Annotated in this window: 22 protein-coding genes; 4 read left to right on the plus strand and 18 right to left on the minus strand. The window is 36.6% G+C overall.

The features are described from left to right. Positions 1-166 precede the first annotated feature (166 nt). From Q3Y49_RS14615 to Q3Y49_RS14670, 13 genes are all read right to left on the minus strand, one after another. Positions 167-295, minus strand: a complete 129-nt coding sequence (locus Q3Y49_RS14615; RefSeq protein ID WP_303269146.1) for a hypothetical protein — start codon at positions 293-295, stop codon at positions 167-169. Between the two features lie 120 nt (positions 296-415). Then, entirely contained in the window at positions 416-544 is a 129-nt protein-coding gene (locus Q3Y49_RS14620; RefSeq protein WP_303269147.1) for a hypothetical protein, read from the minus strand. A gap of 120 nt (positions 545-664) precedes the next feature. Continuing rightward, positions 665-793: a hypothetical protein gene (locus Q3Y49_RS14625; RefSeq protein WP_303269148.1), complete on the minus strand. Its 129-nt coding sequence runs from the start codon at positions 791-793 to the stop codon at positions 665-667. Positions 794-1,205: 412 nt separating this feature from the next. Beyond that, complete coding sequence (locus Q3Y49_RS14630; protein WP_303269149.1) at positions 1,206-2,069, minus strand: acyl-CoA thioester hydrolase/BAAT C-terminal domain-containing protein; 864 nt, start codon at positions 2,067-2,069, stop codon at positions 1,206-1,208. Between the two features lie 568 nt (positions 2,070-2,637). Then, positions 2,638-4,656, minus strand: a complete 2,019-nt coding sequence (locus Q3Y49_RS14635) for an OmpA family protein (RefSeq protein ID WP_303269150.1) — start codon at positions 4,654-4,656, stop codon at positions 2,638-2,640. A 186-nt stretch (positions 4,657-4,842) separates the two neighbouring features. Next, positions 4,843-5,901 carry a serine hydrolase domain-containing protein gene (locus Q3Y49_RS14640; protein ID WP_303269152.1) on the minus strand — a complete coding sequence of 353 codons (1,059 nt, stop codon included), beginning with the start codon at positions 5,899-5,901 and terminating at the stop codon, positions 4,843-4,845. Positions 5,902-6,029: 128 nt separating this feature from the next. After that, positions 6,030-7,163 (minus strand): helix-turn-helix domain-containing protein, encoded by a 1,134-nt coding sequence (locus Q3Y49_RS14645; protein WP_303269154.1) that lies wholly within the window; start codon positions 7,161-7,163, stop codon positions 6,030-6,032. A 271-nt stretch (positions 7,164-7,434) separates the two neighbouring features. Next, positions 7,435-7,872: a hypothetical protein gene (locus Q3Y49_RS14650; RefSeq protein ID WP_303269156.1), complete on the minus strand. Its 438-nt coding sequence runs from the start codon at positions 7,870-7,872 to the stop codon at positions 7,435-7,437. A 35-nt stretch (positions 7,873-7,907) separates the two neighbouring features. Then, on the minus strand, positions 7,908-8,093 hold the full coding sequence (locus Q3Y49_RS18770) for a helix-turn-helix domain-containing protein (protein WP_367892454.1): 186 nt from the start codon (positions 8,091-8,093) through the stop codon (positions 7,908-7,910). Positions 8,094-8,968: 875 nt separating this feature from the next. Next, complete coding sequence (locus Q3Y49_RS14655; protein ID WP_303269158.1) at positions 8,969-9,718, minus strand: NmrA family NAD(P)-binding protein; 750 nt, start codon at positions 9,716-9,718, stop codon at positions 8,969-8,971. Positions 9,719-10,188: 470 nt separating this feature from the next. After that, positions 10,189-11,217 (minus strand): DUF4405 domain-containing protein, encoded by a 1,029-nt coding sequence (locus Q3Y49_RS14660; RefSeq protein ID WP_303269175.1) that lies wholly within the window; start codon positions 11,215-11,217, stop codon positions 10,189-10,191. A gap of 131 nt (positions 11,218-11,348) precedes the next feature. Beyond that, positions 11,349-11,765, minus strand: a complete 417-nt coding sequence (locus Q3Y49_RS14665) for a hypothetical protein (RefSeq protein WP_303269177.1) — start codon at positions 11,763-11,765, stop codon at positions 11,349-11,351. Between the two features lie 271 nt (positions 11,766-12,036). Next, a complete protein-coding gene (locus Q3Y49_RS14670) occupies positions 12,037-13,023 on the minus strand; it encodes an AraC family transcriptional regulator (RefSeq protein ID WP_303269178.1) in 987 nt (328 codons plus the stop codon). A gap of 923 nt (positions 13,024-13,946) precedes the next feature. On the opposite strand from Q3Y49_RS14670, the gene Q3Y49_RS14675 reads away from it, so the two are divergent. From Q3Y49_RS14675 to Q3Y49_RS14685, 3 genes are read left to right on the plus strand one after another with little or no spacing between them, the layout of a single operon-like run. Continuing rightward, positions 13,947-15,314, plus strand: a complete 1,368-nt coding sequence (locus tag Q3Y49_RS14675; RefSeq protein ID WP_303269179.1) for an ATP-binding protein — start codon at positions 13,947-13,949, stop codon at positions 15,312-15,314. 13 nt (positions 15,315-15,327) lie between these two features. Then, positions 15,328-16,326, plus strand: coding sequence for an O-methyltransferase (locus tag Q3Y49_RS14680; protein WP_367892480.1), 999 nt, complete (start codon positions 15,328-15,330; stop codon positions 16,324-16,326). Positions 16,327-16,337: 11 nt separating this feature from the next. Further along, complete coding sequence (locus Q3Y49_RS14685; RefSeq protein ID WP_303269182.1) at positions 16,338-17,558, plus strand: DNA cytosine methyltransferase; 1,221 nt, start codon at positions 16,338-16,340, stop codon at positions 17,556-17,558. A 54-nt stretch (positions 17,559-17,612) separates the two neighbouring features. Here the strand turns inward: Q3Y49_RS14685 and Q3Y49_RS14690 are convergent, their stop codons facing one another. The 4 genes from Q3Y49_RS14690 to Q3Y49_RS14705 form a co-directional block, all read right to left on the minus strand. After that, positions 17,613-18,818 carry an IS256 family transposase gene (locus tag Q3Y49_RS14690; RefSeq protein ID WP_303269184.1) on the minus strand — a complete coding sequence of 402 codons (1,206 nt, stop codon included), beginning with the start codon at positions 18,816-18,818 and terminating at the stop codon, positions 17,613-17,615. Positions 18,819-19,309: 491 nt separating this feature from the next. Next, a complete protein-coding gene (locus Q3Y49_RS14695) occupies positions 19,310-20,332 on the minus strand; it encodes a hypothetical protein (protein ID WP_303269185.1) in 1,023 nt (340 codons plus the stop codon). Positions 20,333-20,968: 636 nt separating this feature from the next. Then, positions 20,969-21,502 carry a transcription elongation factor GreB gene (gene greB / locus Q3Y49_RS14700; protein ID WP_303269186.1) on the minus strand — a complete coding sequence of 178 codons (534 nt, stop codon included), beginning with the start codon at positions 21,500-21,502 and terminating at the stop codon, positions 20,969-20,971. Positions 21,503-21,660: 158 nt separating this feature from the next. Further along, positions 21,661-23,091: a sensor histidine kinase gene (locus Q3Y49_RS14705; protein ID WP_303269187.1), complete on the minus strand. Its 1,431-nt coding sequence runs from the start codon at positions 23,089-23,091 to the stop codon at positions 21,661-21,663. 159 nt (positions 23,092-23,250) lie between these two features. On the opposite strand from Q3Y49_RS14705, the gene Q3Y49_RS14710 reads away from it, so the two are divergent. Beyond that, positions 23,251-23,763 carry a GNAT family N-acetyltransferase gene (locus tag Q3Y49_RS14710; protein ID WP_303269189.1) on the plus strand — a complete coding sequence of 171 codons (513 nt, stop codon included), beginning with the start codon at positions 23,251-23,253 and terminating at the stop codon, positions 23,761-23,763. An 88-nt stretch (positions 23,764-23,851) separates the two neighbouring features. Here the strand turns inward: Q3Y49_RS14710 and Q3Y49_RS14715 are convergent, their stop codons facing one another. Then, a complete protein-coding gene (locus Q3Y49_RS14715) occupies positions 23,852-24,505 on the minus strand; it encodes a dioxygenase family protein (RefSeq protein ID WP_303269191.1) in 654 nt (217 codons plus the stop codon). Positions 24,506-24,558: the final 53 nt, after the last annotated feature.

A 24,558-nucleotide genomic window follows, 5' to 3' on the forward strand; every position in this document is an offset into this window, starting at 1 on the left:
ACATACAGTACGGTAACTGAGCTACTCCTGAGCCCCTAAGCCCCATAGGGGTGACATTATAGTCCACCTTACTACCAACAGAAGCATAAAATAGTCCTTACAGTAGTGCTAGGGTTGTTGCCGTCAGTGGAGTACTTAACTATCCTGTGGTACTTGGGAAGCCTGATCAATCCTGACTATCAAACAGCTCCGTAGGAGCTACATTACGGTGACTAGCTAGCCAAGCGGCCTGTACCAAAGCTCCGTAGGAGCTATAGTACGGTAACTGAGCTACAGCAGAGCCCTTAAGCCCCATAGGGGTGACATTATAGTCCACCTTACTACCAACAGAAACATAAAATAGTCCTTACAGTAGTGCTAGGGTTATTGCCGTCAGTGGAGTACTTAACTATCCTGTAGTACTTGGGAAGCCTGATCAATGCTGACTATCAAACAGCTCCGTAGGAGCTACATTACGGTAACTAGCAAGCCAAGCGGCCTGTACCAAAGCTCCGTAGGAGCTATAGTACGGTAACTGAGCTACAGCAGAGCCCCTAAGCCCCATAGGGGTGACATTATAGTCCACCTTACTACCAACAGAAACATAATATAGTCCTTACAGTAGTGCTAGGGTTGTTGCTGTCAGTGGAGTACTTAACTATCCTGTGGTACTTGGGAAGCCTGATCAATGCTGACTATCAAACAGCTCCGTAGGAGCTACATTACGGTAACTAGCTAGCCAAGCGGCCTGTACCAAAGCTCCGTAGGAGCTATAGTACGGTAACTGAGCTACAGCAGAGCCCTTAAGCCCCATAGGGGTAACATTATAGTCCACTTTACTACCAACAGAAGCATAAAATAGTCCTTACAGTAGTGCTAGGGTTATTGCCGTCAGTGGAGTACTTAACTATCCTGTGGTACTTGGGAAGCCTGATCAATGCTGACTATCAAACAGCTCTGTAGGGGCTACATTACGGTAACTAGCTAGTCCTACGGTCTATACGGAGCCCCGTAGGGGTGACATTACATGCCACATCACTAACAAAAGTAACACCATGTAGTCCTTACAGGGCTGGGGTTCCGCTGTCACTGGAATACGTAACTATCGTCCCTTTAGGACTTAGAAAGTTTAAACAATGCGCACAGCAAAAAAGCTCCGCAGCAGCTAAATCATGGTCACTAGCTAGTCAAGCGTCTGTATGAAGGCCCATAAGGGTGAAAGTAACCTAATTAGCTGCAAAATGCTCCTCCAGAAAATCATACACCACATTAAAATGATCTAAAGGCGCTATATGACCACCTTCTAAAACCACATGTTGGCTATGAAAGCCAAAACCCCTTTCCTTTAGCCGCTCCATCAACTGATTCGACATTTCAGTTGCTGGCCATGAATTGTCCTTTTTCCCAGACATAATCAAAATCGGACCATTGATATTTTCGACCTTAATCTCTGCCTTTTTTACAGCCTCTTCATCCTCCAACATCATGCTGTGGGCGGTGTATAAATCACCCTTTAATGCGGGTGAAATTGTGCTGAAAGTAGCTGGGACATAAGCTACTTCTTCTCCATTATAGGTCCAAGAAGAGGTATTAGCTGACCAGGTGATGGCAGGAAAACTAACATTTGAAGTTGACAAGGCAATAACCGCTTGAAAATGTTTAAATCTGCTCGCTAAATTTAAGGCCAATTCCCCACCTCGAGATCCGCCCATCAATGCAATCTTATTCTCATCTATTTTTGGATGCTTTGCGACACTTAATATACTGTCAGAAATTGCATTCAATGATATCCGGTCTAAATAGGTGGGTATATCCCCAAAATTGAAGTAGGCAAGAGCCAATACCGCGTAACCCATGTCGTTAAGACTATCTCTTTTTTCCTTCATATAGTCTCTGGCCCAATCATTTCCACCGCCACCACCACCAAAAGCTACGATCAGAGCTTGTTGGTCACCCGGACCCAAATACAATTTCGTTGCAACTTTCCCGTGCTGTTCCGAAAGAGGCGGAACATAAGTAAAAATGTAAATTAGACCTGCAGCGATTATGAGGCCGATTATTAGCAAGATTTTCATACTTCTTTTTTTCATACTTGATAGTTTTAATGGTATTTGATTTTATCCAATTTTACCGTTCAAATTTAGATCAAAAAAATATGAACTTGCAGCTGATGAAGCTGACTTTTACCCGACTTTTGAAAGACCGGGTGGTGACGATTCCATTTATAGTCGCCATTTTGCTTATGGGTTTGTCGAAATCTTCACAATTTCTGTGTTTAGAAGTAAACGAAAAAAAGCTTTGAGAGCTTAAAGGAAATGTTTTGGAAGAACAGATTCAGCCAATGACTGAAAAACCCAATTTCGTCTAAGGATTTAGTCTCTTCATCTAAACCTACTTTTATATCTAAACTGAAAACTCTATTTTAGAAATAGAAAAAATTAAACTAAAACCTATAAGATCATGCCTGTAAAACATACCCTGACCAAAGAAATACATAAAGAAACAAAAAGAGGAACCACTGGATGTGGAGCTAGTATGAAAGACCGACCTAGCCATTGGGTGTATACAAGAAACAAAATTACTTGTGAGAAGAATGGGTGTAGGAATTAGATTTCTACCTTATTGTAGATTCAAAATAAATCAAAATTATTAGACGGCTTATAAAGACAAAATAGTGTATTCCACCCGTCTATTCTGCTTTCGTTCTAATTCTGTTTTGCCATCCGTTACAGGTTTGGACGAGCCATAGCCTTTGGTTTTAATTCTTTTTTCGTGAATGCCAGCTTGTACTATATAAGCTTTCACAGCATCTGCTCTATCCTGCGATAAGATCTTATTTAGCCTTGCCGAACCTCTTCGCTCGGTATGCCCTCCAATTTCTATTTCCATGGTTTCGGAGGATCGCATAAGCCTTATTAATCGGTCTAATTCAGGATGTGAGGCTTCTAGAATTTCATAGCTCCCTTGCGCAAAATATACGTTATTCAAACTAATAAAGGAACCTTCGCTTAGTGGACTTAAATAGATGTCTCGGGTAATTTCTTGATAATTCTCTTTCTGCTGCAAATCGATATTGTCGTGGGTCGACAAATAGCCCTCTAGCTGAGAATAATAGCCGTAATGTTTACCATAAGGAAGAATGATTTGGTAGCTGCCATCGCTTGCTTTAGACTTTATGGAATTCTGTCTTCTTCCCTTAGGTAATGATTCAAAATAGAGCTGAGCCTGTAAAGGTTCTTTTGTGACAGCATCTAATACCTTGCCTTTTATCAATACCACAGGATCGGGTTTTAGCTGCTCGGGTAGTTTTACTCGGTAGATATCTAATTGAGCAAGGCTATCGTTAGCGGACACCATATAGGCCCAGTTTCCGTGGGCCGGAATCGTAAAATAACCGTCCCATTTCGAAGTGTTGATTTCAGGACCTAGATTAATAGGCTCACTCCATTCATACCCTCTTTCATCTAACATACGGCTCATGAAAATATCCTGATCGCCATAACCCGAGTGTCCTTCGCTGGAGAAATAGAGCGTTTTTCCATCAGCCGCTAGGAAGGGAGTAATTTCATTTCCGAAGCTGTTGACTACTTTCCCTAAAGTTCTGGCTCCTGACCAACTTTTGGTGTAGGATCTTGCAGTAGATAGGTATAAGTCGTTCATTCCCTCATTATATCCGGTTTTTATGGATAATATCATGCTTTTACCTGTGGCAGAAAGACTCGTTTCAGCAGAATTAGAAGAATTCATATAACTAGATATTTCAATTTTTTCAGGAATAGACCACTTTTCACCATCCCAATTCGATACAGAAAAGCCATTATGAGTCAAGCTTAAGCCATCTTCGGAATACGTATTGCTCAAAATCAGTTTTGCATTATCCGTTGAAATCCCCATCACATTATTATGACCCAGAGTATTCAATGGAAATCCCAACTTTATCGGAGCTCCCCATTGCTCATCTTCTAATGTAGATTTCCAGATTTCTTGTGCCTGCTCATCGTGTTCATTTCGGGTAAAGTAGAAGGTTTTTCCATCATAAGAGACAATAGGCATTAATTCCTCTGCCTCGGTATTGATCGGATAGGGTAGCTTTTCTTTGATTATTTGCGACTGATCTGCTAATTCATTAATGGCTGGCTTATCTTGTAATACATGAAAATAATCCACGCTTATGCCAATATCTCCATTTAAAACGGTACCAATTCTACCTCCTTGAAAATGGACCTTACTAGCTCGTATTTCCGCTACTTCCTTCTCATTAATGCTGAAAAAGATCGTTTCCTTTCGCTTATGAATCGTCATTTTATTGTTTTGGCCTTTGCCTCGAATGGCAGCAGACTTTCGCCAGGCTGTGAATTCCTTGATTCTAGAACCCCAGCTTGAATAAATCTTAAAGCTTCCTGATGAATTAATGATAAAAGAGAAGGTTGATCTGCTCTCAAAATGAGAGCCCCAATGGATGCCGTAGGAGCCCGCATTATCACCTTGCGTTTGCTTTACCAACGCTTCTATTTTGTAGTCTGTTTTAGGATTGATAGCAATGTGGGAATAGGTAGCAAATCGATCTGTTTGATGTGATCTATCGATGCTTAAGCGCTGACCGTCATAATGATAGTGGGCATTGCTATCACTTTTGAACTGCCATCCATAAGTGGGAGATGTAAAATCTTCCTGCATTAAATAGTGGGTTTGTGCAGACAGGAAAAGGGGAGAAGTGCAGCATAAAAATAGCAGCAAAAAGTACTTCATAAGTTTATTTGAGTTCAATTAGTGCGCTAAACTAATAGAAATCATCTAATAATACTAAAGTATACAAATTCTTATTCGCGATAATAATCATCCAAGCTACAACTATTTCAATCCCTACCTCAAAATGCTTTCATACATTGTGTTTAGCATATCATTTCTCAACTTCGAGTTATTCTGATTTATAAAGATAAGAACTCCCCATTTAGCTTTCCTATTATAGCAAAGCATAGAGGACTGCCCCATAGAATCTCCTGATTTAAGGTACAAGGTATTATCCCCATCCTGAATAATATTAATCCCTAGACCTATTGCTTCATTTCCTGCCTTAAAGTGACCGACTTCCGTTATTCTCGCAGCATTAGCAATAGCAGTAGTTTCATCTAATAATGCATTTAAGAATTCCATCATATCAGAAGTACTTGATTTGATTAAGCCTGCTGGGGCAACAATATTCCAGATGAAAGGAGCTTGTAAGCCACCTTCTCCATTATAACCTATTGCTGCATTTTCCACGTCATAATCCTTCGTAAAGCTTCGGGTCATCTTCAGAGGATCGAAAATTCGTTCTTTGATCAGCTGTTCATAGCTTGAATTATATAGTTCTTCTAAAATTTGGCCAAGCAGCACGTAGCTAACAGTAGAATATCTATAATTGCCGTAGTCCTTTAAACTATCACAATCATTAATCATATTGGCTATTAATTGTTGGTCCACACTGGCAGTAGGTTGTTGTGCATCTTTCTCAATAAGCACTTTAAAATCAATGTCCGGCAATCCTGATTGGTGCGATGCCAAATCTGATATGCTAATCTTATTTCGGATATTTTTATTCAGCTGATAAGCACTAGGCAAATAATCATCTATATAATCATCAACTTTTAGTTTACCTTCTAATACTGCCTGAGCAATTAGGTTAGTCGTTATGACTTTAGTGATAGAAGCAATTTCGAATAGCGTATGCTTATCCACAGCTTCATTGCCTTCTCTGCTTAAATTGCCATAAGCAGTAAAAAACTCTTCGCCTTCTTGTACAAAGCCTACGCTCATACTCACTTCAGGATTTGCCTGATGAAAGCTATTGACAAGGGAGTCGAGGCGTTGTTTGGTAGTTTGCGCAAAAGTAAATGCGTTCATGAAGAGGAGGAGCGAAATTATGGTAAATACAGTTTTCATATTTTTTTTTGTTTTGTGAATTTATGATGTCACAAATCTGCATGAATAGTCAACTATATTCGACCGACTACCTAAAGTCGAACGCTTTAATGAAAAAACAGAACGTTCGACTTTTTACAAGAGCTTGATTATGAGTGCTTTTTGCGATATTGGGTAGGGGTAAAGCCGGTATGTTTTTTAAAGGCTGTATTAAAAGAAGACTTAGAATTGAAGCCTACTTCATATAATATTTCGAGCACCGTTATCTGCTTATTGTTCGGATCTGATAAAATCTGAGTCGCTTTCTTGATTCTAAAGGAGTTGATATAGTCAAAAAAATGAAGGCCAATTTCATGATTAATTAATACAGAAAGTTCCCTTGGCTGCATACCTATTTGCTCGGATAAGTCTTGAATGCTTATGGACGGATCAAGGAAAGGTTTCTTTTGAAGCATATAGTCATTGAGCAGCTTAATTCGAGAATTGTTAGCTGTATTCTCCTTATCTGCGCTAGTCCTATTTTCCTCTACCAAAGTAGCCACCAACTTCTGCTTAGAATCTACATTTCTGAAGAGTGCTGGGTTTTTTAATGATTTTATTAAATACCAACAAATGATCACTAAGTAAAAAACATACAAAGCAGCGCGCAGCAAATCTGAAATATGATCATAAGATGAAAACTTGAAGATGTTTTTGAGCAGGGCTAGGGCATAAAATAAAGATATAGCGGTGGCTAACTGAAATAGCCATTGGTAGGCTAGCACTTTCCTTCCTGCGTTATTTTCGAGGTATAAGTTTCTCGCCTTGCGGATGGCTAAGAAAATCAATAACAGATATACCAGTACTTGCAAATGCAGCAATACATGATTGACTTGTACTTCAAATACCTCTTTAAAATTGCTAAGAAACTGTATTTTCTGCTCATTTGCTTGCAAGTAGAAGCGGGGCAAGAACATCAGGTTTACCACAACAAATGGAAGTGCATGTAAAAGGTGCTTAGGTCGAAGCCTAAAATTTGAATAGCAAGCGGATAATACGTACAGATACAAAGTAGGTAATTGCAAGAAGATCACCAGATTCCGCATCATGGCTAAATTAGTAATGAGGCCATTACTTGAACTATAAAAAAAACCACTTATATCGATAGCTGTCAATAACAGAAAGCTAGCAAAAAGATAATTACTGCATTGATTAGGAGACTTTAACGTCAAAAGAAAAAGCGCTAAAAGTAGAGATACGGAGATTGATATCACTACAACAACAAAAAGAAAGCTATAATGCATGAATATTTTTTCTTAAAAACATCAGCTAAATTGTGGATAGTTGCGGATAATAGCTAATAAAAAAATTGATTTTGGTGCTATTCATCAATTTGCAAAAGAGAAACTTAAAAAGAATATAAATATGGTCATGAACCAGCCCACTGCTATTAAGCAAACTTGATAAAAAAAATTGGGGATTTTAAAAATAAAAGTGAGGTACAAGGCTTTTGCCTAGAATGCAGAACGGCATTGGACAAATAAAAAGCCCCTTGAATTATACAATCCACGGGGCTTAAGGCGATGAAATGATCATATATTGTGCAGCTAGAAGACTTTCAATTTCAGTTATCTTATCTTCTCTATATTGCTTTTGCAATTTCAGGTCATCAATACTGGCTTGCTGAAGGTAGACTTCCTCAACAGTGAGGATGTTTCTACCTTTAGATTCCGTTTCTACCTCCATTGTAATTTTATCCAGCAATGATTGCTGGTTATTAATCATCTCTTGAGGAGCACTGGTGCTATTCAAATGCTCTAGCAGACTTTCTGCATTTGCTAAATCCTCCTTCAAGACATCGATCTCATTTTTATCCATTTCCTGTCTAGACAATTTGTTGGTCAATCGTACTTGTGAACGTACAATATCTCTATCTAGCTCTTTGGCTTCAGCTGACCATTTCTGCTTCAGATAAGTCAACTGCTCGTTTGTCATTTGCTCTAGGGTTTTCATTTGTTTTATATTTAAAGGGTTGAACATACTTTTTTTTAACGGGATAGGATTGCCAATTCCCGTATACTACTATTCATGAATTGCTCCATACGTCTCAAAAGCAGGGCAGAGGGGAAATGAATCCCCAGCTCGACTTTGGAGATGGTCGATTGGTTCACATTGAGTTTAATAGCCAGTTGCTGTTGGCTGAGTTTGCGATATTTTCGAACGAAATGAAACACTCGGGCACTTACTTATTTCCTTTTCATAAGACATCAATTTTAGGTTTTAACATATGCTAAAAGAACATTCAAGCATTGTGCCAAAAATAATATTTACGCGTGGCTTATTTACTTTTTACCAAATAAAGTAATGCATATATAGTTTTTGTAAAATAAAATATGCGTTAAGCGAACATAAAATCACGCATACTATAATTTTAGGGGCCGCATATATGCGAGGGTGAAATGAAGTGCGCATATATGCGTGGTCGATATAAGGTGCGCATATATGCGTACTGCCGAAGCCTCACGCATATTCGCTTGACTATATTAAATGATTTCTGTTTAGAGGGTGAAAACCAAAGGGATTTAGAGAATAGGGGGGTGAAGTCTATTTTTGGTCTACTTTTAGTTGCTTTATCTAAATGATCTTTTATAAGTAAACTAGAAGTGGTAGCTTATAGATCTATATATTTTAACTAAAACCTAGCGCATATGCCAGTCAAACATACCCCAACACAACAAATACATAAAGGCACCAAAGGAGAAACCACCGGATGTGAGATTAATACTAATGACCATCCTAGCCAATGGGTGTATACAAGAAACAAAATTACCTGTGAGAAGATTGGCTGTAGGAATTAGATTTCTACTTTATTATGGATTAGAAACAAATCAAAGTAATTAGACGGCTTAAATTTAATGATTAAAATCATCTTTTTTATTTTGATCAAATACAGTTTCAATTCTCCCAAGCGCAAAGGGTTCTCTTGGACTCTTTTGTATCAGGTAAAGTAGCTTTTACTACTTTTGCTTTTTAAGCATTTAAACCTCTGGAATCTAATGTAAGTAGCTCTGAGATTCATTCCGCAAAGCTACTCACCCTTGCCTTACGATTATAGAGTCTTAGCTTCTGTTTTCCATACTCTTGTTTTAGCAGTATAAGCTACATACTCTTCAAAATCTATGGGTTTGCGTCCGAGTATCTTCTCGACATCATGGGAAACAGTTTGATTAGCAGGATTACCAAGCACTTCTTTGAAGAGGTATCCAAATAGCCAGACGTAGGAAGAAGGTAAGCCAGCTGCAGTCATTCCTTCCTTAAACTCTTCAATTGAGATGGGTTGATATTGAATTTTCCGTCCTAATCCGTTAGCTAAGATTTCCACTACTTCTTTAAAAGTTCTTTTTTGCGGGCCCGTAACTGTTATTGTTTGGCTGTTATAATGGTCATCTAGTAGTACTTTGGTCACCACATCGGCAATATCATTAACGTCCACAAACGGAATTTCTGCATCAGGCATTGGCAAAGCGACTACACCTGACATTACAAAATCACGAAATGCCCCGTCACTGAAATTCTGGTTAAACCAAGATGCTCTTACCAAAGAATAGTTCAAGCCGGAATCCGCTACTATCTCTTCACATGCTTCTGCTTCAGATTCACCCTTTCCCGAAAGTAAAACTACCTTTTCAAGTCCTTCTATAAATGCTGCGTCAGTCAATTTTTTAATAGCCTCCTTGGCGCCAGGAACAGCCAAGTCTGGATAGTATACAATGTAGGCTCTATCCATTCCTTTTAATGCAGCAGCATAAGTAGAAGGATCGTCCCAATCAAATATAGGATTACCGTTTCTTGATCCCACTCTGACTTTATGTCCTAGTTCCTTAAGGTTTTTAACGACTCTTCACCCGGTTTTACCAGTGCCACCAATTACTAAAATTTTTTGTTTCATATTAATAAATTTTCTGTTTTGAAAATGATAATTACAATTACAAAAGCGACTAAAATACCCATCATCAAAATCGCTGGTTTTGGTAGGTGTATTATGTATTTCGTTTTGTTCATCATGTAAAGATCAGGGATTTGGATAGGCTAAATTTGACTGGCTACGACAACTACTTGGCTAATTAGGCCAATACTATATTATTAACTATTTCATGGGTTTGAAATCCTTTTAGATTCTTATCATATTATTTAGCTTAATAATTACATGATTTGCGTTTCCATATCGTTTGTAATATGTAAATAAGACTTGAAAGAATGGGATGCATAAGCGCTCAAAGAAAGGAATGACCACCTTATTTAAAATGCTAAATGTAAGAGTCAATTTGATCATTCTATGGTTAATATGATCCGGTCTATAATATTTTTTGCGGTGGTAATCTGGGACAAATCTTTATATAAAGTCCCATCCTTCCCTGAATGATGACCATGACCAACCAACTTCATGATTTTATGTGATTTACTAATTAATTCTTCCTGATTTACTATTGCTTCATATACCAAGGAGGGTTGTCCTACTTTTCCATCACCCGAATAAATTTTATCATTAGGGAATTTGTCTTTACTGTAGTAATCATTCCAGTCGTATGATTGATTGACTTCGAGAAAAATTTTAAAATATGAGTGACTATTCAGATCACTTTTCACATTCACCACAAAATTGCTGGTGGGAGTTGCTCCCGACACTCCATCGAGATCAATCGGATTATCAATTGGTACATACAAACCATCACTTGCTACAACACCTCTTTGGTGGGACCATCGAGGTAGTGCTTCAGGGCGTCTTTTAGTTGAAGCTTTCCACTCATCATCTTCCTTAACGCCATAATCAAAAGTACTTGAAGCAATCACCCGAGAGATATATAATGTTTCAATATAATTACCCAGTGTATCTTCAGCCCAAATGGCGAATAAAGGATACTGAAAGGCCGCTCCTTTTTTTAATTCCACACTAATTCGATGCTTACCAAGAGCCTTATCAACTTGAATAATTTGATAATTAAAGTTTTCTTCAGATTTTCCAGCTTGCTGATTTCTTAGTGCGTTCCCATATGAATATAATGAATTGAGCACCGGCACCTCATGATACAAGCCTGTGGTCAATAATACAATCAGCAGTATGATTAGGGGCACTTGAAACTTCTTGAATCTTGCTAGTCTTTTCCCAATTAGGTAATTTTTCATTGGTAATTTATTGTTTACCATATGAAAGAGAATGGCAAGCATAAATAATAGCGCGAATACAGTATGTATTGATGCTATTCGTTTCTGGAAGGGTGTAAAATACATGATTAAACCAGTTCCGGTCAGGATAATTAAGGTTAGCAGTAAGGTCACCGCAAGAATTCTTCTATTCATGGCTAGCTAAGGATTAAATAGTGATGTGTTTACTTTATGGATAGTTCTGAATTAAGGACACTATTTCTTGATAATTGGATTTGACTCAAATTCTTGTGTTTAAGTCTTCGTGCTTATATCACATGATTCCCTTACCCTTCACTTTTTTCAATTGCAAGGCGTAAAAACAAGACGGATAAGGCAGCTGTCACAATGGCAAAAACCTTTTCAAAATTGCTAGGAGCTATAATATTCCCCACAGTATTCAGCATAAACATGACAAAAAGAAGCCACATGGCGATCTTGCTAAAGCCTATCAATTTGCTGAAATTGACTTTTTTGGCTCGAATTAATACAAGCAATAGGATAAGAACTACTGCGGCCAGGGAGGCTATTTCAAAATTTAACAATTGCTGCCTCGTTTGCATTTTACCACCCCACAACAAATCGATAGGAGCATAGTCAAATCCCAGGATTCCAATTAAAATGGAAGCATGAAATAGAATGAGAGTACAAACCATAAATAGAATGACCCTTACAGCTTGATCAAAACCTATTATTTTCTTCATGATGATTCTATTTAAAGTATTGAAGTAATAGTACCGTGTCACATTATGAACCAAAAATGAGGAATAATAAGGTATCCTTCTTGACCTTAAATGACAATCATTTGACAGTTTAAGCCAAGCGCTATTTAAATGAAGAAATTTTACAGGCTCTATTCATTAAAACACTATTTATAGGCGTTCTGAATCCTGAATAAGAATCGAACTCAGCTTGTAGGTAAGAAGGTTATTGAGTACAAAATCGTTGCTGCAAAAAAGTGCCTGGAAAAACTATCTACACCTGCTTTCTGTATTCGATTGGTGTTACTCCCGTCCACCTTTTAAAGGCTCTATTAAAGGCACTTTGTTCGGAAAAACCCACCTGAAAGGCTACTTCTCCTATGGACTGCGGAGTGTTTTTTAATAAGCTTAGGGAAGTAGATTTCTGAATATCTTGTAAAAAAGCTCGAAAGCTCAGCCCTTTCTTCGAAAGTCTTCGGTTTAAAGTCCTTGTGCTCATCCCTAAGTGATCTGCAGCTTGGACAACACTCGGCACTCCGCTTGGTAATGCATCCTTCAAAAGCTGATGAAGGTCTTTAAGCATTTGATCTGAATTAGTTTGAATGTTAGATAATTCTTCATTCATTCTTTCCGTTAAAAAATGATTAATACTTCTATCCGCTTTAACAGTGGGCATATTTAAGTCCTCAGTCTTAAAAACTAAAAGGTTCGATTTGTCTTCCGAATAAACTGGGCATTCAAAGTACTCCTTCAAAGAGTCTAAAGAGCTAACCTTATGCTTAAAATGCACTGAAACAGGACGTATTTCCTTATCCGTTACTTCATTTAGAATTTTATTAAACATAATAAACCCTACTTCATTACCTATTTCATGGCCTTTTCGGCTAGTATCTCTGACAAGCTTTAGCACGCTAAGATTATCTCTATCTGAAATCTCCAGTGATCCCTGGTCCGTAATTAAAGTCATAAATCGCGAAGTACGATCAAGTACTTCCCGAGCCTTCCAACAAGTTTTCCAGGATAAGCCTAAAGTACCATAATCGTCAGCTGTCATTTGTGTACCTTGCATTACACTAAAATTGTCATCAAGATTATCAAAACACCATTCATATAAGTCATACAGAAGGCTGGCTGGAATGTACTTTGCATTGCTCTGTATTTCTCGGCTTTCTTCATGCCGTTTTATGATTTCATATGGGTCTCCCTGCGCTTCAGCTAAATTCCTTGCTTTTTTATAAATGCTGTAACTAACAAAATACATCTTGTGCTATCCATTAAACACAACAATAATACAATATTTTCACCTAACATTAACTTGAAAATATGCTTAAATGTTAATGTATGTAAGTCTCCAGACCTTTAAACTGGACGACTTCTATGTTCGTGCTTATTAAAAGTTCAATGAATTTGCATCTAGCTAATTTATAAGATTTTGCGATATAGTATCCAATGAAAACGACTGAGTGTTCTTGTGATACGTATTCTAGAATTCTTACTTGAAGGGGCCACTGAATCCTTTTATTGGCTCAATTCTCTGATCAATTAAATCAAAATTTGAAATAGCACCTGTACCATAAGGAGACAAGAAACAAAATTACTTGTAAGAAGATTGGGTGTAGAAACTAGATTTCTACATTATTATGGATTCAAAACAAATCAAAGTTTTTAGACGGCTGAAATTAAATGATTAAAGTCGTCTTTTTTTTAACGTTATAATCTCAATCCTCCTAAGCACAAAGTGTTCTTTTTGATTCTTTAGCATCGAATGTAGCTAATAATATTATTTAGTGAAGCAGTAAAATTGAATAAAAGCACCACTTTACGTCTAAAGATTTAGTTCATTCATCTAAAGCTACTTTTTTAATTAAACTAAAAGTGCTAGTTTAATAACTTATTTTAACTAAAACCTAAAAAATCATGCATTGAAACTTAAAAATTCCGAAGAGTGCCTTGTAATACATAAAATTCAAATAAGTAATTTTATGTATTACAAACTAATTATATCAATTTTCCTTAGGATATTTCACGTCAACGATCATACAGTTGAAATTCTAGCACTAAAACTCAATTAAATAACATTCAGTAAATGATAAACTGTTTTGTTTTTATTGGCCAGTGAGAATTACATTGTTTTGAAAGGTGAGAAACTATAACTACAATTGTATAACAGTTAACATCTAAATCATGATTAATAGAAATACAGATGCTATAAAAGCTAGTCCTACTAAAGATCTATTCATCACTATGTTGGTAAGAGATTTAACTCTTAGAGATGCCATTGGTGATTTGGTTGATAATTCTGTTGATGGGGCAAAGAGTATGAGAACTGAAGTATTAACAGAATCGAAAACTCTTGAACCTTCTTTAGTATACAAAGGATTAGAGATTTTCATTGTTGCAAACAAAAATGAGTTCTCAATCAAAGATAACTGTGGTGGGATTGACGTAGCTACTGCACGAGAATACGCGTTTCGGTTTGGTAGAGCAAAAGGAAAACCAAACTCACCGCATTCGGTAGGTCAATTTGGAATTGGCATGAAAAGAGCTTTGTTCAAGCTAGGAGACTCCTTTTCTGTGAAATCAAAAGCTGAAACATCTCAATTTGAAATGAATGTAAACGTTCCAGAATGGCAAAGAAATGAAGGGAATTGGGATTTTGAATTTTCTTCCAAAAAAGAGAATATTTTTATTGAAGAAAATGAGAGGGGTACTGAAATTGTAGTTAAAAATCTTAATTCAGATGTACAAGAACAATTTGAAGATCCCTTATTTATGGGGAAATTAAGGGAGGAAATAGAATTAGAACATCTATACAACCTAAATAGAGGTTTAGTAATAAAAATCAATGGATTTAAGCTAAAAAATAGAAGTCTAGATTTGATTGAACATGATAAATTCAAATCTGCCAAATGGGAAAAATCCTATGAAGATGGAATGAATGTTACTATTATCTCCGGAATTTCTAAAGATAGCAGTAAAGATGGTGGTTGGTATATTTTCTGCAATGAAAGGCTAATAGTTGGTCCAGAACAAACTGAATTAACAGGTTGGACAGGAAGAGGAGGAGACGGTGGTCCTCATTATCATAGTCAATATAATAGATTTAGAGGCTATGTGTTTTTTGAGGCCGAAAATTCAGCGATTTTGCCATGGAATACTACTAAAAATGGAATGGATCGAGATTCACCCAGATTTAAACAAGTCCGTAGAAAGATGATTGAACAATTAAAAGTTGTCACAGCCTTTCTTAGCATTGTAAAAGCTGAACGTGAACAAGATAATAAAGACAGACCTTATGAAGAGATGTTGAATTCTGCATCTATTGTCTCAATTTCAAAGTATAAAGAAACGAATTATGAGACTAAATTTACTTTTCCTAAAATTGAAGTCAACAAACCTAAGAAAATAAATGAGTCTAAAATCAGCTATTCTGTTCTTACTTCATATTTAAAAGACGTTAAAAAAGAATTAGGAGTATCAAAAGCTAATGAGGTTGGAGAACTGACATTCAAATATTTTTATGAATCAGAAATAGGTGATTACAATGAGTAGGAGTTACTAAAGCATTAATTATGGTCTCAGACCAGCTAAAGCAGTAGAAAGAAAAATGTTTTGTGAGCTAATACAAGAGTTATCAATTTTCAGAAATATCAAAGAGTACAGATATATAGGTCTTGGTTCAACTTACTTCACTGATTTCTCTCTTATTCACAAAATGTTAGGAATACATAAAATGATTAGTATTGAAAAAGATGAGGAAAATAAGAATCGCTTCATTTTCAATAAGCCGTACTCATGCATTGAGATGAAATTCTCGAGTACTAATGAAGTCTTGCCAACATTGGACTGGAATGATCCATCGATTGTGTGGTTAGACTATGACCAGTCTTTAGATTTGAATATCCTAAAAGACATTGAAACCTGCACAGCAAATCTAAAAGAGACTAGTCTATTGTTAATGACAGTTCGAGCTCAACATTTTCAGCCACAAAACAAACCTGATTCAAATGATGAGTTGTGGAAAATGAGATTAGATGATTTAGAATCGAAAATTGGTAGTGAGCGTGTACCCGCTGGTGTAACGGGGGAACACTTAAATCTGAAAAAGACTGCTGGTGTTTTTAGAGAAGTTATTACCAATGAAATTAATAAAGTCCTACGAGACATTAATGGTACTAATAAATCTGATTCTCCTGATTATCTTCATTACAAACAATTAGTTAATATTACTTACCAAGATGGGGTGAAAATGCTGACTCTTGGTGGATTAATTTATTCTACTAAAGACGTGGCTCAATACACCAAATCTAAGATTGAAAGTTTAGATTTTGTTAGACTTTCAAAAGAGGCATTAGAAATAAAGACCCCCAATCTAACCTTCAGAGAGCTTCATATTCTTGATTCCGTTTTGCCTAATGGAATTGATTTAAAAACTGGGCATGTTATTAACACTAGTGGAACTGATGGTGAAAAAAACTTAAGTTCTATCATTCCAATCAGTGATATTAAAAAGTATGCTAAGATTTATAGATATTTTCCGACATTTGCAGAATCCAATCTATAAATACAATTATATTGCAAGGAATCAAATTTATCGACTTATTTGCTGGAGCAGGAGGCTTTAGTTTAGGGTTTGAAAAAGCAGGCTATGAATTGATTGCAGCTGTGGAAAAAGATGAATGGGCTTCTGAAACATTAAGAACTAATCATAAAAAAGGTGACATAATTCAAGGAGATATTGAAAGAATTTCTCCTGATTTAAGATTTAAAAATGCAGAGGTCATAATTGGAGGACCTCCATGTCAGGGATTTAGCATTGCAGGTCCTTCAAAAGATCCCAATGATCCTAGAAATTCCTTGTTTATGTATTTCGCTAAATGGGTAGATGAAATTAAACCCTTTCTGTTTGTTATGGAAAACGTTTCTGGAATATTGACTAAGAGAAATGCTAGCGGGACTAAAATTATCGACATAATCCGTTCAACCTTTGAGAGTATAAATTATACTGTTAATATATGGAAACTTAATGCTGCTGACTATGGAGTACCACAGTCAAGAGACCGAGTTTTTATTGTAGGATCTAAAAATGGAGACATGATTTTGCCACCTCCTAGAACTCATGCTTTTACCACATCCGATGATTCTTTGCTCTCACCCGTCACAGTGGGAGATGCACTCTTCGATTTACCTTGGATTTTAGCCAAGGAAGGGAAAGAGGTTCAAGATTACACGTTGCCTACTTCTAATAAATATCAATCTTGGTGTAGAGCTGGTTCGGAAAAGGTCTACAACCATGTAGCGATGCAACATACAAGACGATTAATAGATAGGTTTAGAGAAATTCAGGCAGGAAATGAATTAGGAACATTGTCATCGGAATTACGAGTAAGACAAAGAAGCGGCAATGGAAAATTGTCAAAGTCTTTATATAATTCTAATTATAGACATCTTGATGCTTCAAAAGTTTCTTATACTATTCCAGCATCATTTTATTCTAGTTTCATTCACCCAAATATACCCCGAAATTTGACAGCTCGGGAAGCTGCAAGACTTCAGTCTTTCCCTGATAATTATATTTTCAAAGGAAAAAGGACGCTGGTCTCAAAGAAACTGCTTGAAAGAAATGGGAAAGAATACAAGGACTGCCTGTCTCAATATAATCAAGTTGGAAATGCAGTTCCTCCTTTGTTGGCTTATGCTATAGCTAAACATCTGTTAGAATATCTAATTACATTAAATATTTCTAGTAAAAATGACTTCAATAATATAAGATCACAGGAATTAAGTATTGAATAATTTTTAAAAGACACTATCCCAAAAAGTGTGTAACTAAAAATTTTGTAGATAGGGTTAAGATTCATTTAATCTGACCCTATCTTCAAATATAATAAGAAAACTGTTAAGTATTACTCCCCAGTTTCTAATAGGCTGAGTCCATTTTTTACTTACCTCCCTAACAGATAAAAATACAGATTTCATTACTGCATCGTCAGTAGGAAATGAGAGCTTATTTTTGGTGTACTTTCTGATTTTTCCATTTAGGTTTTCAATTAAGTTAGTGGTGTAAATGATTTTTCTAATTTCCACAGGATAATCAAAAAACACGGTGAGTTCGTCCCAATTGTCTTTCCAACTTTTAATGGCATACGAGTATTTTGATTCCCATTTAAGTCCAAAATCATTTAAAGCAGCCAAAGCCGCTTCTTTGTTAGGAGCAGTATAAATTTCCTTCATGTCACGGGTAAACTCTTTTTTATCCTTCCAGACGACATATCGGCAAGTATTCCTGATTTGATGAACCACGCATATTTGAGTGACCGATTCAGGGAATGAGGCTCTTATGGTATCAGTAAAGCCGTTGAGGTTGTCTGTTGCCGTGATCAGGATGTCTTCCACACCACTTGCTTTTAAATCGGTCAGCACACTCATCCAAAACGCAGAGGATTCGTTCTTTCCCAACCACAAGCCTAATACCTCCTTCATTCCATTGGTCTTGAGCCCCACAGCAATGTAAACCGTTTTATTAACCACTTTGGAGTTCTCTCTTACTTTAAAAGAAATACCATCCATCCATACAATTAAGTAAACAGGATCTAGTGGCCTGTTTCTCCAGGCTACAATATCCTCAGCAATGGTATCTGTAATCCTTGATATGGTAGAGGTAGAAACATTGATATCATAGAGCTCGCGTATCTGCTCTTCTATGTCCTGATTGGACATTCCCTTGGCGTACATGGAAATAATAACATTTTCAATGCCCTCTGCCATTCCTTTTCTTTTAGGGACTAGCATCGGTTCAAAGCTTCCTTCTCTGTCTCTGGGAACATTTATGGAGGCTTCGCCAAAAGAGTTTTTGAGTTTTTTGTTTGAATAACCATTACGAGAATTGGAACTGGTAGTCTTTTGGTTTTTATCATAGCCCAAGTGGCCATCCAGCTCTGCTTCCAGCATTTTCTCCACCGCACGCTTTTGAAGTTGCTGCAGGAAATCATTGAGTTCATCTCCGTCTTTAAATTGCTTTAAAAACTCTTCGTTTAATAGATCTTCTTTTTTCATCTTGCAATCTGTGTGTTTATAAAGTTAAAAATATTTACACACAAATTGAGAAAAGCGCCTGCCGCGGCTCCTCGAAATTTAAGCAGCGATTTTTACAAAATCACTCCCTAAATTTCCGAGGTCATAAAACTGTTTCGTAAGCTCTATTTTAGAACTTACACAGTTTATGAGATACTCCCTTTTAAAAAATTGGTTTTTGCTTTTTTGAAATTACTGTTTCGAGAAACTATTTGTCAATTCAGGTCGGTCACAAATGTAAGTTTTATAGAAATTCAATTTCATACTATTACATTTTATATAATACAAATTAAGTGCGTTATGTTAATGTAAGCTTTGGGATGCGGGTTGGAAATTATTTTCTATTTTAACGGGAATGAAGAAAACAGTTTTTTTATGGAGTAGGATGGAACACTCTTTTGGCATCTGTGGATTTAGGGAAACCTTGAGCGGATGACAAATGTGCGTTGAATTTGTGGTTGGCTTATCCAAAATTAAGGTACTAAATGCTTATGCATCACTCTAGCTATATTTCCTGGTGTATACTTATCGGTTTCTGGAGTTTCATCGAAAATTAGCTCATCCATAAATGCTTTAAGTTCATCAGCAGATGGATTGACCCCTTTATGCTGTTCGGAAATCTGTCTATACAACGTACTGAGATTATTACACATAACCTTCGCCAATTCATCATTCATAGATTTATTCACCTTTTTCCTATCAACAGCTGTCCCAATCTTGAAATTATTTTCTTTATAATTAATTACAGAAACAACCATTGATTTATCAAGAGAATAGACCTCACTGAAGTCAAATGAAGTCTGAGATTTGTTATTATAAACAGTAATTATGAATTCATTGATCATTGCAATTGCAGGGATTGAAGTTTCATTGTGGCAATAGATTTGATTGGATGTTGAGTTTTCCTCTGAGAGAGGGCAGTAAAACACTGCCATGGGCATTGAGATAATTTCGCTTTTAAATCTCAGTAAGTTTTCATTAATCACTTTTGGATCAGTGTCAAGTACCTTAGCTAAAATGTTTCTAATCCTACGTTTTAGAGTAATATTAAGGTTGTAGTCAAACTTTTCTGCTGAACCCAGCCGGTAGAGTATTGTCAAAAACAGGAGTCTAAGCTCAAGGTTTTGTTCAATATAAATGCTTTCAATTTCTTCTTCGTTCTCTTCTGGTTTTTGAATTGACTTGATAAAAGGAGCACATATTGATTCAATTGCCCCTAGTCTGTTTTCACAAACAGTGCAAACCAAATTGTCTACAGTGAATAGGTTTTCGTTATTCTCAATATCCTCGTCAGTAAGTTCTCTATCCAATAATTTATTGATGCTTTCAGGACTAACTTCTCTACCAATGTATTTCTGAACAAATCCTCTTGATGAAATTTGGAATCCAACTTCCTCATTCCTTTTCCCAATCATGGACACCAACATAAAAGCAGGAACAACATGTGATCCGAGTTTATCAGCATCGCTCGTTTGACATATGCAACATTTAATCATTCCATACAATTTTAAGGTTTATTCAAATTGAAAACCCAACTCTAAGCCAGATTTGTAATCTACATCTCAAATTACAAGATATATTTCACTTATTTAGTTATCTTCTACTTTCGTCAAAATAAAGAATGTTGAACAGAATGAAGGAATTGACTATTAATTTTATTATGAGCAAGATTGCAGGAAATCTTAACTTAAGTACTAAGTAGAACTAAATACTTATAGATGAGCCTGGTTAATTTAAACCAAAATCCTGGTTGCCTCCATGCTTTGCATGCTGCTAAGGTAAACTAATGGCGATCGGTATACTAAGTCAAACCTTGACCGTTAGCGTGAACTTTTTATCGAAATTCATTTACATTTGAGCCAAATGAATGCGTTTTGTAGTATAAGCTTAATCACTGTGTTTTTATTCCTTATACCATTTTAAAATAATTCAAAAAAGGCTATGATCTATATCAGATTCATTTTTATATCCTTCCTATTGCTTTAATCAATAGACATTCTCGCGCAAGATCCTTTTATCGTCAAAAGAAGCCAGCAACATTCCAAGATTGAATTCTTTACCAGTTTACATTCAGCGCCCCAAAGAGTTGGAAAATCATTGATTTTAGCCAAAATAGTGGGAGAGAGGTGAATTTAAAAACCAGAAGCACTACCTTGTTCATACTCAATCTTAAGTATTCGCCAGTTGAATTCACCGGCAGGAGTTTTTACAATGACTTCATCACCTTCAATTTTGTTTAAAAGTGCTTTTGCCAGCGGTGAGTCCATCGAAATATAATCTTTATTGCCAATTAGCTCTTCGTATCCGACAATACGGAGTCGTTTTTTTAGTCCTCTATCCATGTTCTCAACTTCCACCCAGGCACCAAACATTACTTTGCCTTCCTGATTCGGATGATAATGAATGACTTTAAAGTTATCTATGCATTTGCGTAGGTAACGAATGCGACTATCAATTTCACGTAAGCGTTTTTTATTGTAATGATAATCAGCATTTTCTGATCGGTCGCCTAAACTGGCAGCCCATGAAACCTTGGCCGTAACATCTGGGCGTTCAACTTTCCACAAATGATCATGCTCTTCGCGCAACTTTTGAAATCCTTCAGCAGTAATCATTTGCGAACGATTCAATTTAGGCAGTGTTGATTCTGGAATTTTTCGTCTCATGTTTAGATGTCTTATTATAGCGCAGTCGAAAATTAATAGATTGATTAATAATATCCTGAGCAATCAAGGGATAAATGAGTACTTATCGAATTCTATTCCGTTTAGCTTCACCTCAAACCCATCTTCTTACTCTACAAACGATCTTTGTTCATACCTACTTAATTCTCATCAGTATCTAAATCATCCTCGAGCACATGAGGTATAAACAAATCAAAACGGGTGCCGCTGCCATATGTAGAGGCTAATGAAATACTGGCGTTCATTTTTTGAATAGCCTCTTTCGCGATATACATGCCTAAACCCGTTCCCTTTTTTGAGTTATTCGTAACAAAAAACATATTATAGATCTTGGATTGGTATTCTTCTTGTATCCCAATCCCATTATCTTGAACGGTAATGAGTACACCATCTGGTGAAGCACTACTGAAGATTTCTATTTGTGGTACTTTATGGTCATCTCTATACTTAATCGCATTGGAAATTAAATTACTCAGTACAATCTTTAGCCGGTTTTCATCAGTAACTACTTCATCCGGCACATCTACTTTTATTTCCACTTTATCTCGGCCGTCATAATGAATCAAATCTGTCAGTATTTCATCGATTACCACCGAAAGCTGAATAGGCCTGAAGTCATTGACCATCCTACGGTTACGCGCGTGGAGCAAAATATTTTTAATGTACTCATCTTGCCGCTTAAGGCTGTCATTCATCATATTTAAGTATTTAGGCAATTGCGCTTGCTCGCCTTCAAGCTTAAGTAACTCCACTAATCCTTTGAGAGAAGAAATAGGAGCCCTTAAATCATGTGAAACACTATAAGCGAATCGGTCCAACGCTGCATTAATATCTTCCAGTTTTGTATTATTCGCGATCAATTTTTTTTCAGATTTTTCCAGCCGTTTTATAAGTATTAAAAAATAGGTTCCTGAGCCACCTACAATTAAAATCACAAATATCACATTGGCAAGCTTCAGCCAACCTTCAACCTTCCGACTAATGCGGCTCAATGCATCAGAAAAGGAATATTCAACTTCTGATAATTTTTTATTGATTCGAATGATTTCAGCCTTCACTAAATCAACATCTAATTGATTTTTCCCATCCTGTGCTATCTTTGCATGAGCATAATGCGCTATGCTATCTAATTTTTCATTGTAGTGATCACCCTTGGTCCAACTTGCAACAGCTTCTTGCATAAAAGAGAACTGGCCAAAATTCTTATACAGCCAAATATAATTATCAGTATCATCTGGATTGTTTCTTCCTTGAATTAAAGCCCTGTGCATCTCTGCTCTAGAGCTATCATTTAGTAGAGCCACCCGGAAATCTCTCGGGCCAAAAGAAATAAGCATATTTTCTTGGTATTGAATCCAGTCATTCTCCGATTCTGATTCCAGATACCGTAATAAATAGAATGAAGCATCTTTTTGCCCCTTAGAATAATTAGATTCCCCATTTATATAGCTTCGAATACTTGCAGTGATCTTAATAACATAGTAATTGAAAAAAATAAGCGCCAAGCTACTGATCACAATGACCAGAAGTAGGGCTATACTTTTTTTATTAACATACTTTTTCCACTTCATGATAAATTTTTAGCATTACAATATATTTAAATATGGCTCAGTAACAAAAGAAATATTGAAGTGACATCATTATATTTGATAAGTTCTCACCCATACTACAATCGTAAACTTTTGTTACTAATTTTAGTAAATCAATGCATCCTGTAAAATATGACTCTAGTGAATAAGAAACCCTTAAAACCTATCAATATAAGACCCATTACGCCAGAAGATGCGCCATTATTATTTGACTTAATGACGAGCGAGAAATGGCTGGCCCAAATAGGGGATAGAGGAATTAAATCTGTCGCGGATGCCAGGCAGTATATACTGGACAAAATGCATCCAGATTTGCACAGAAAAGGATTTGTTAATCATATTGTCATCGATAGCGAAACTAAAGCGGAGATTGGAACCTGCAGTCTGCATGACAGGGACGGAATAGATGGAGTTGATATTGGTTATGGTATACTAGAACAATTTGAAGGAAAGGGTTATGCTACCGCAGCAGCTCAGAAAATGGTAGAATTAGCTTTGAATACCTATGGACTCAACAAAGTCTATGCAATCACTAATGATGAAAACCTAGGTTCTAGCAGAGTCTTAGAAAAGCTGGGCTTTATTCATATAGGATATGTTGAACTTCCTATTGCTGATCATCCGGTAAAATTGTATGAATTGTGTATAGCATGAATCATATCGTTAAGCTTCTCGGATCGACCGCAACTCTCCTGCAATGCTTACCCTCTGGATTTGATCTGACTACCTAAATAGCCTTTAATTAATAATTTGGGATGTTTCTTCCTAAAATGAGATCTCGCTTGCCCACATGCAGATTTCCTTCTTTTTCCAAACTCAATAGTCCTACTGTTCCGCCTCTGGGAGAATCAGGCTTTGTTTCCCTCGGTGTTAGCAAGCTATCTCCATTAAAATGGACACTAGAAAGCCAATAGTATTTACCGTTTGGTTCCAAGATCGTGTAGTGTATATGTGCCGCTTGTGCCCGATTTGGGTAGGGGGAGGGCTTAACAGTATAAATGGTGTAGCGCCCACTGTGATCTGTTTTTACCCATCCTCTATTGTAACCATGCCGTTTTCCCCAGCCTTTTGCACTTTCCTTTGCTTTATAGATACCAGCGTTATTAGTGTGATAAACATATAAAATCACATCTTCAGCCGGAGTTTTCCCATCTGATTGGTAAATCGTGCCGCTAATCTTAATTTTGGAGTCACTTTTATTAAAATCGGGAAGGGTATCAGTCGCGTTGAGTTCCTGGTCTCCGTATTCAAAAACTGCTTCACAGCCTTCACATGGTCCTCCAACAAGCTTGTAGTTCATCTGCTTAGCATCTTTGTTTGTCTGTGCATCGCAGGAGGAGAAGGCCATTAGCAATAGTCCTGTTATTAACTGAAAAGTTTTTGCTCTAGTATTCATATCTATTGATTTAGGTGAATTTTATACTAAAGATGCAGCCGAAAAATAGGTCT

This window comes from Marivirga harenae, from assembly GCF_030534335.1.
In the GTDB taxonomy this organism is placed as follows: domain Bacteria; phylum Bacteroidota; class Bacteroidia; order Cytophagales; family Cyclobacteriaceae; genus Marivirga; species Marivirga harenae.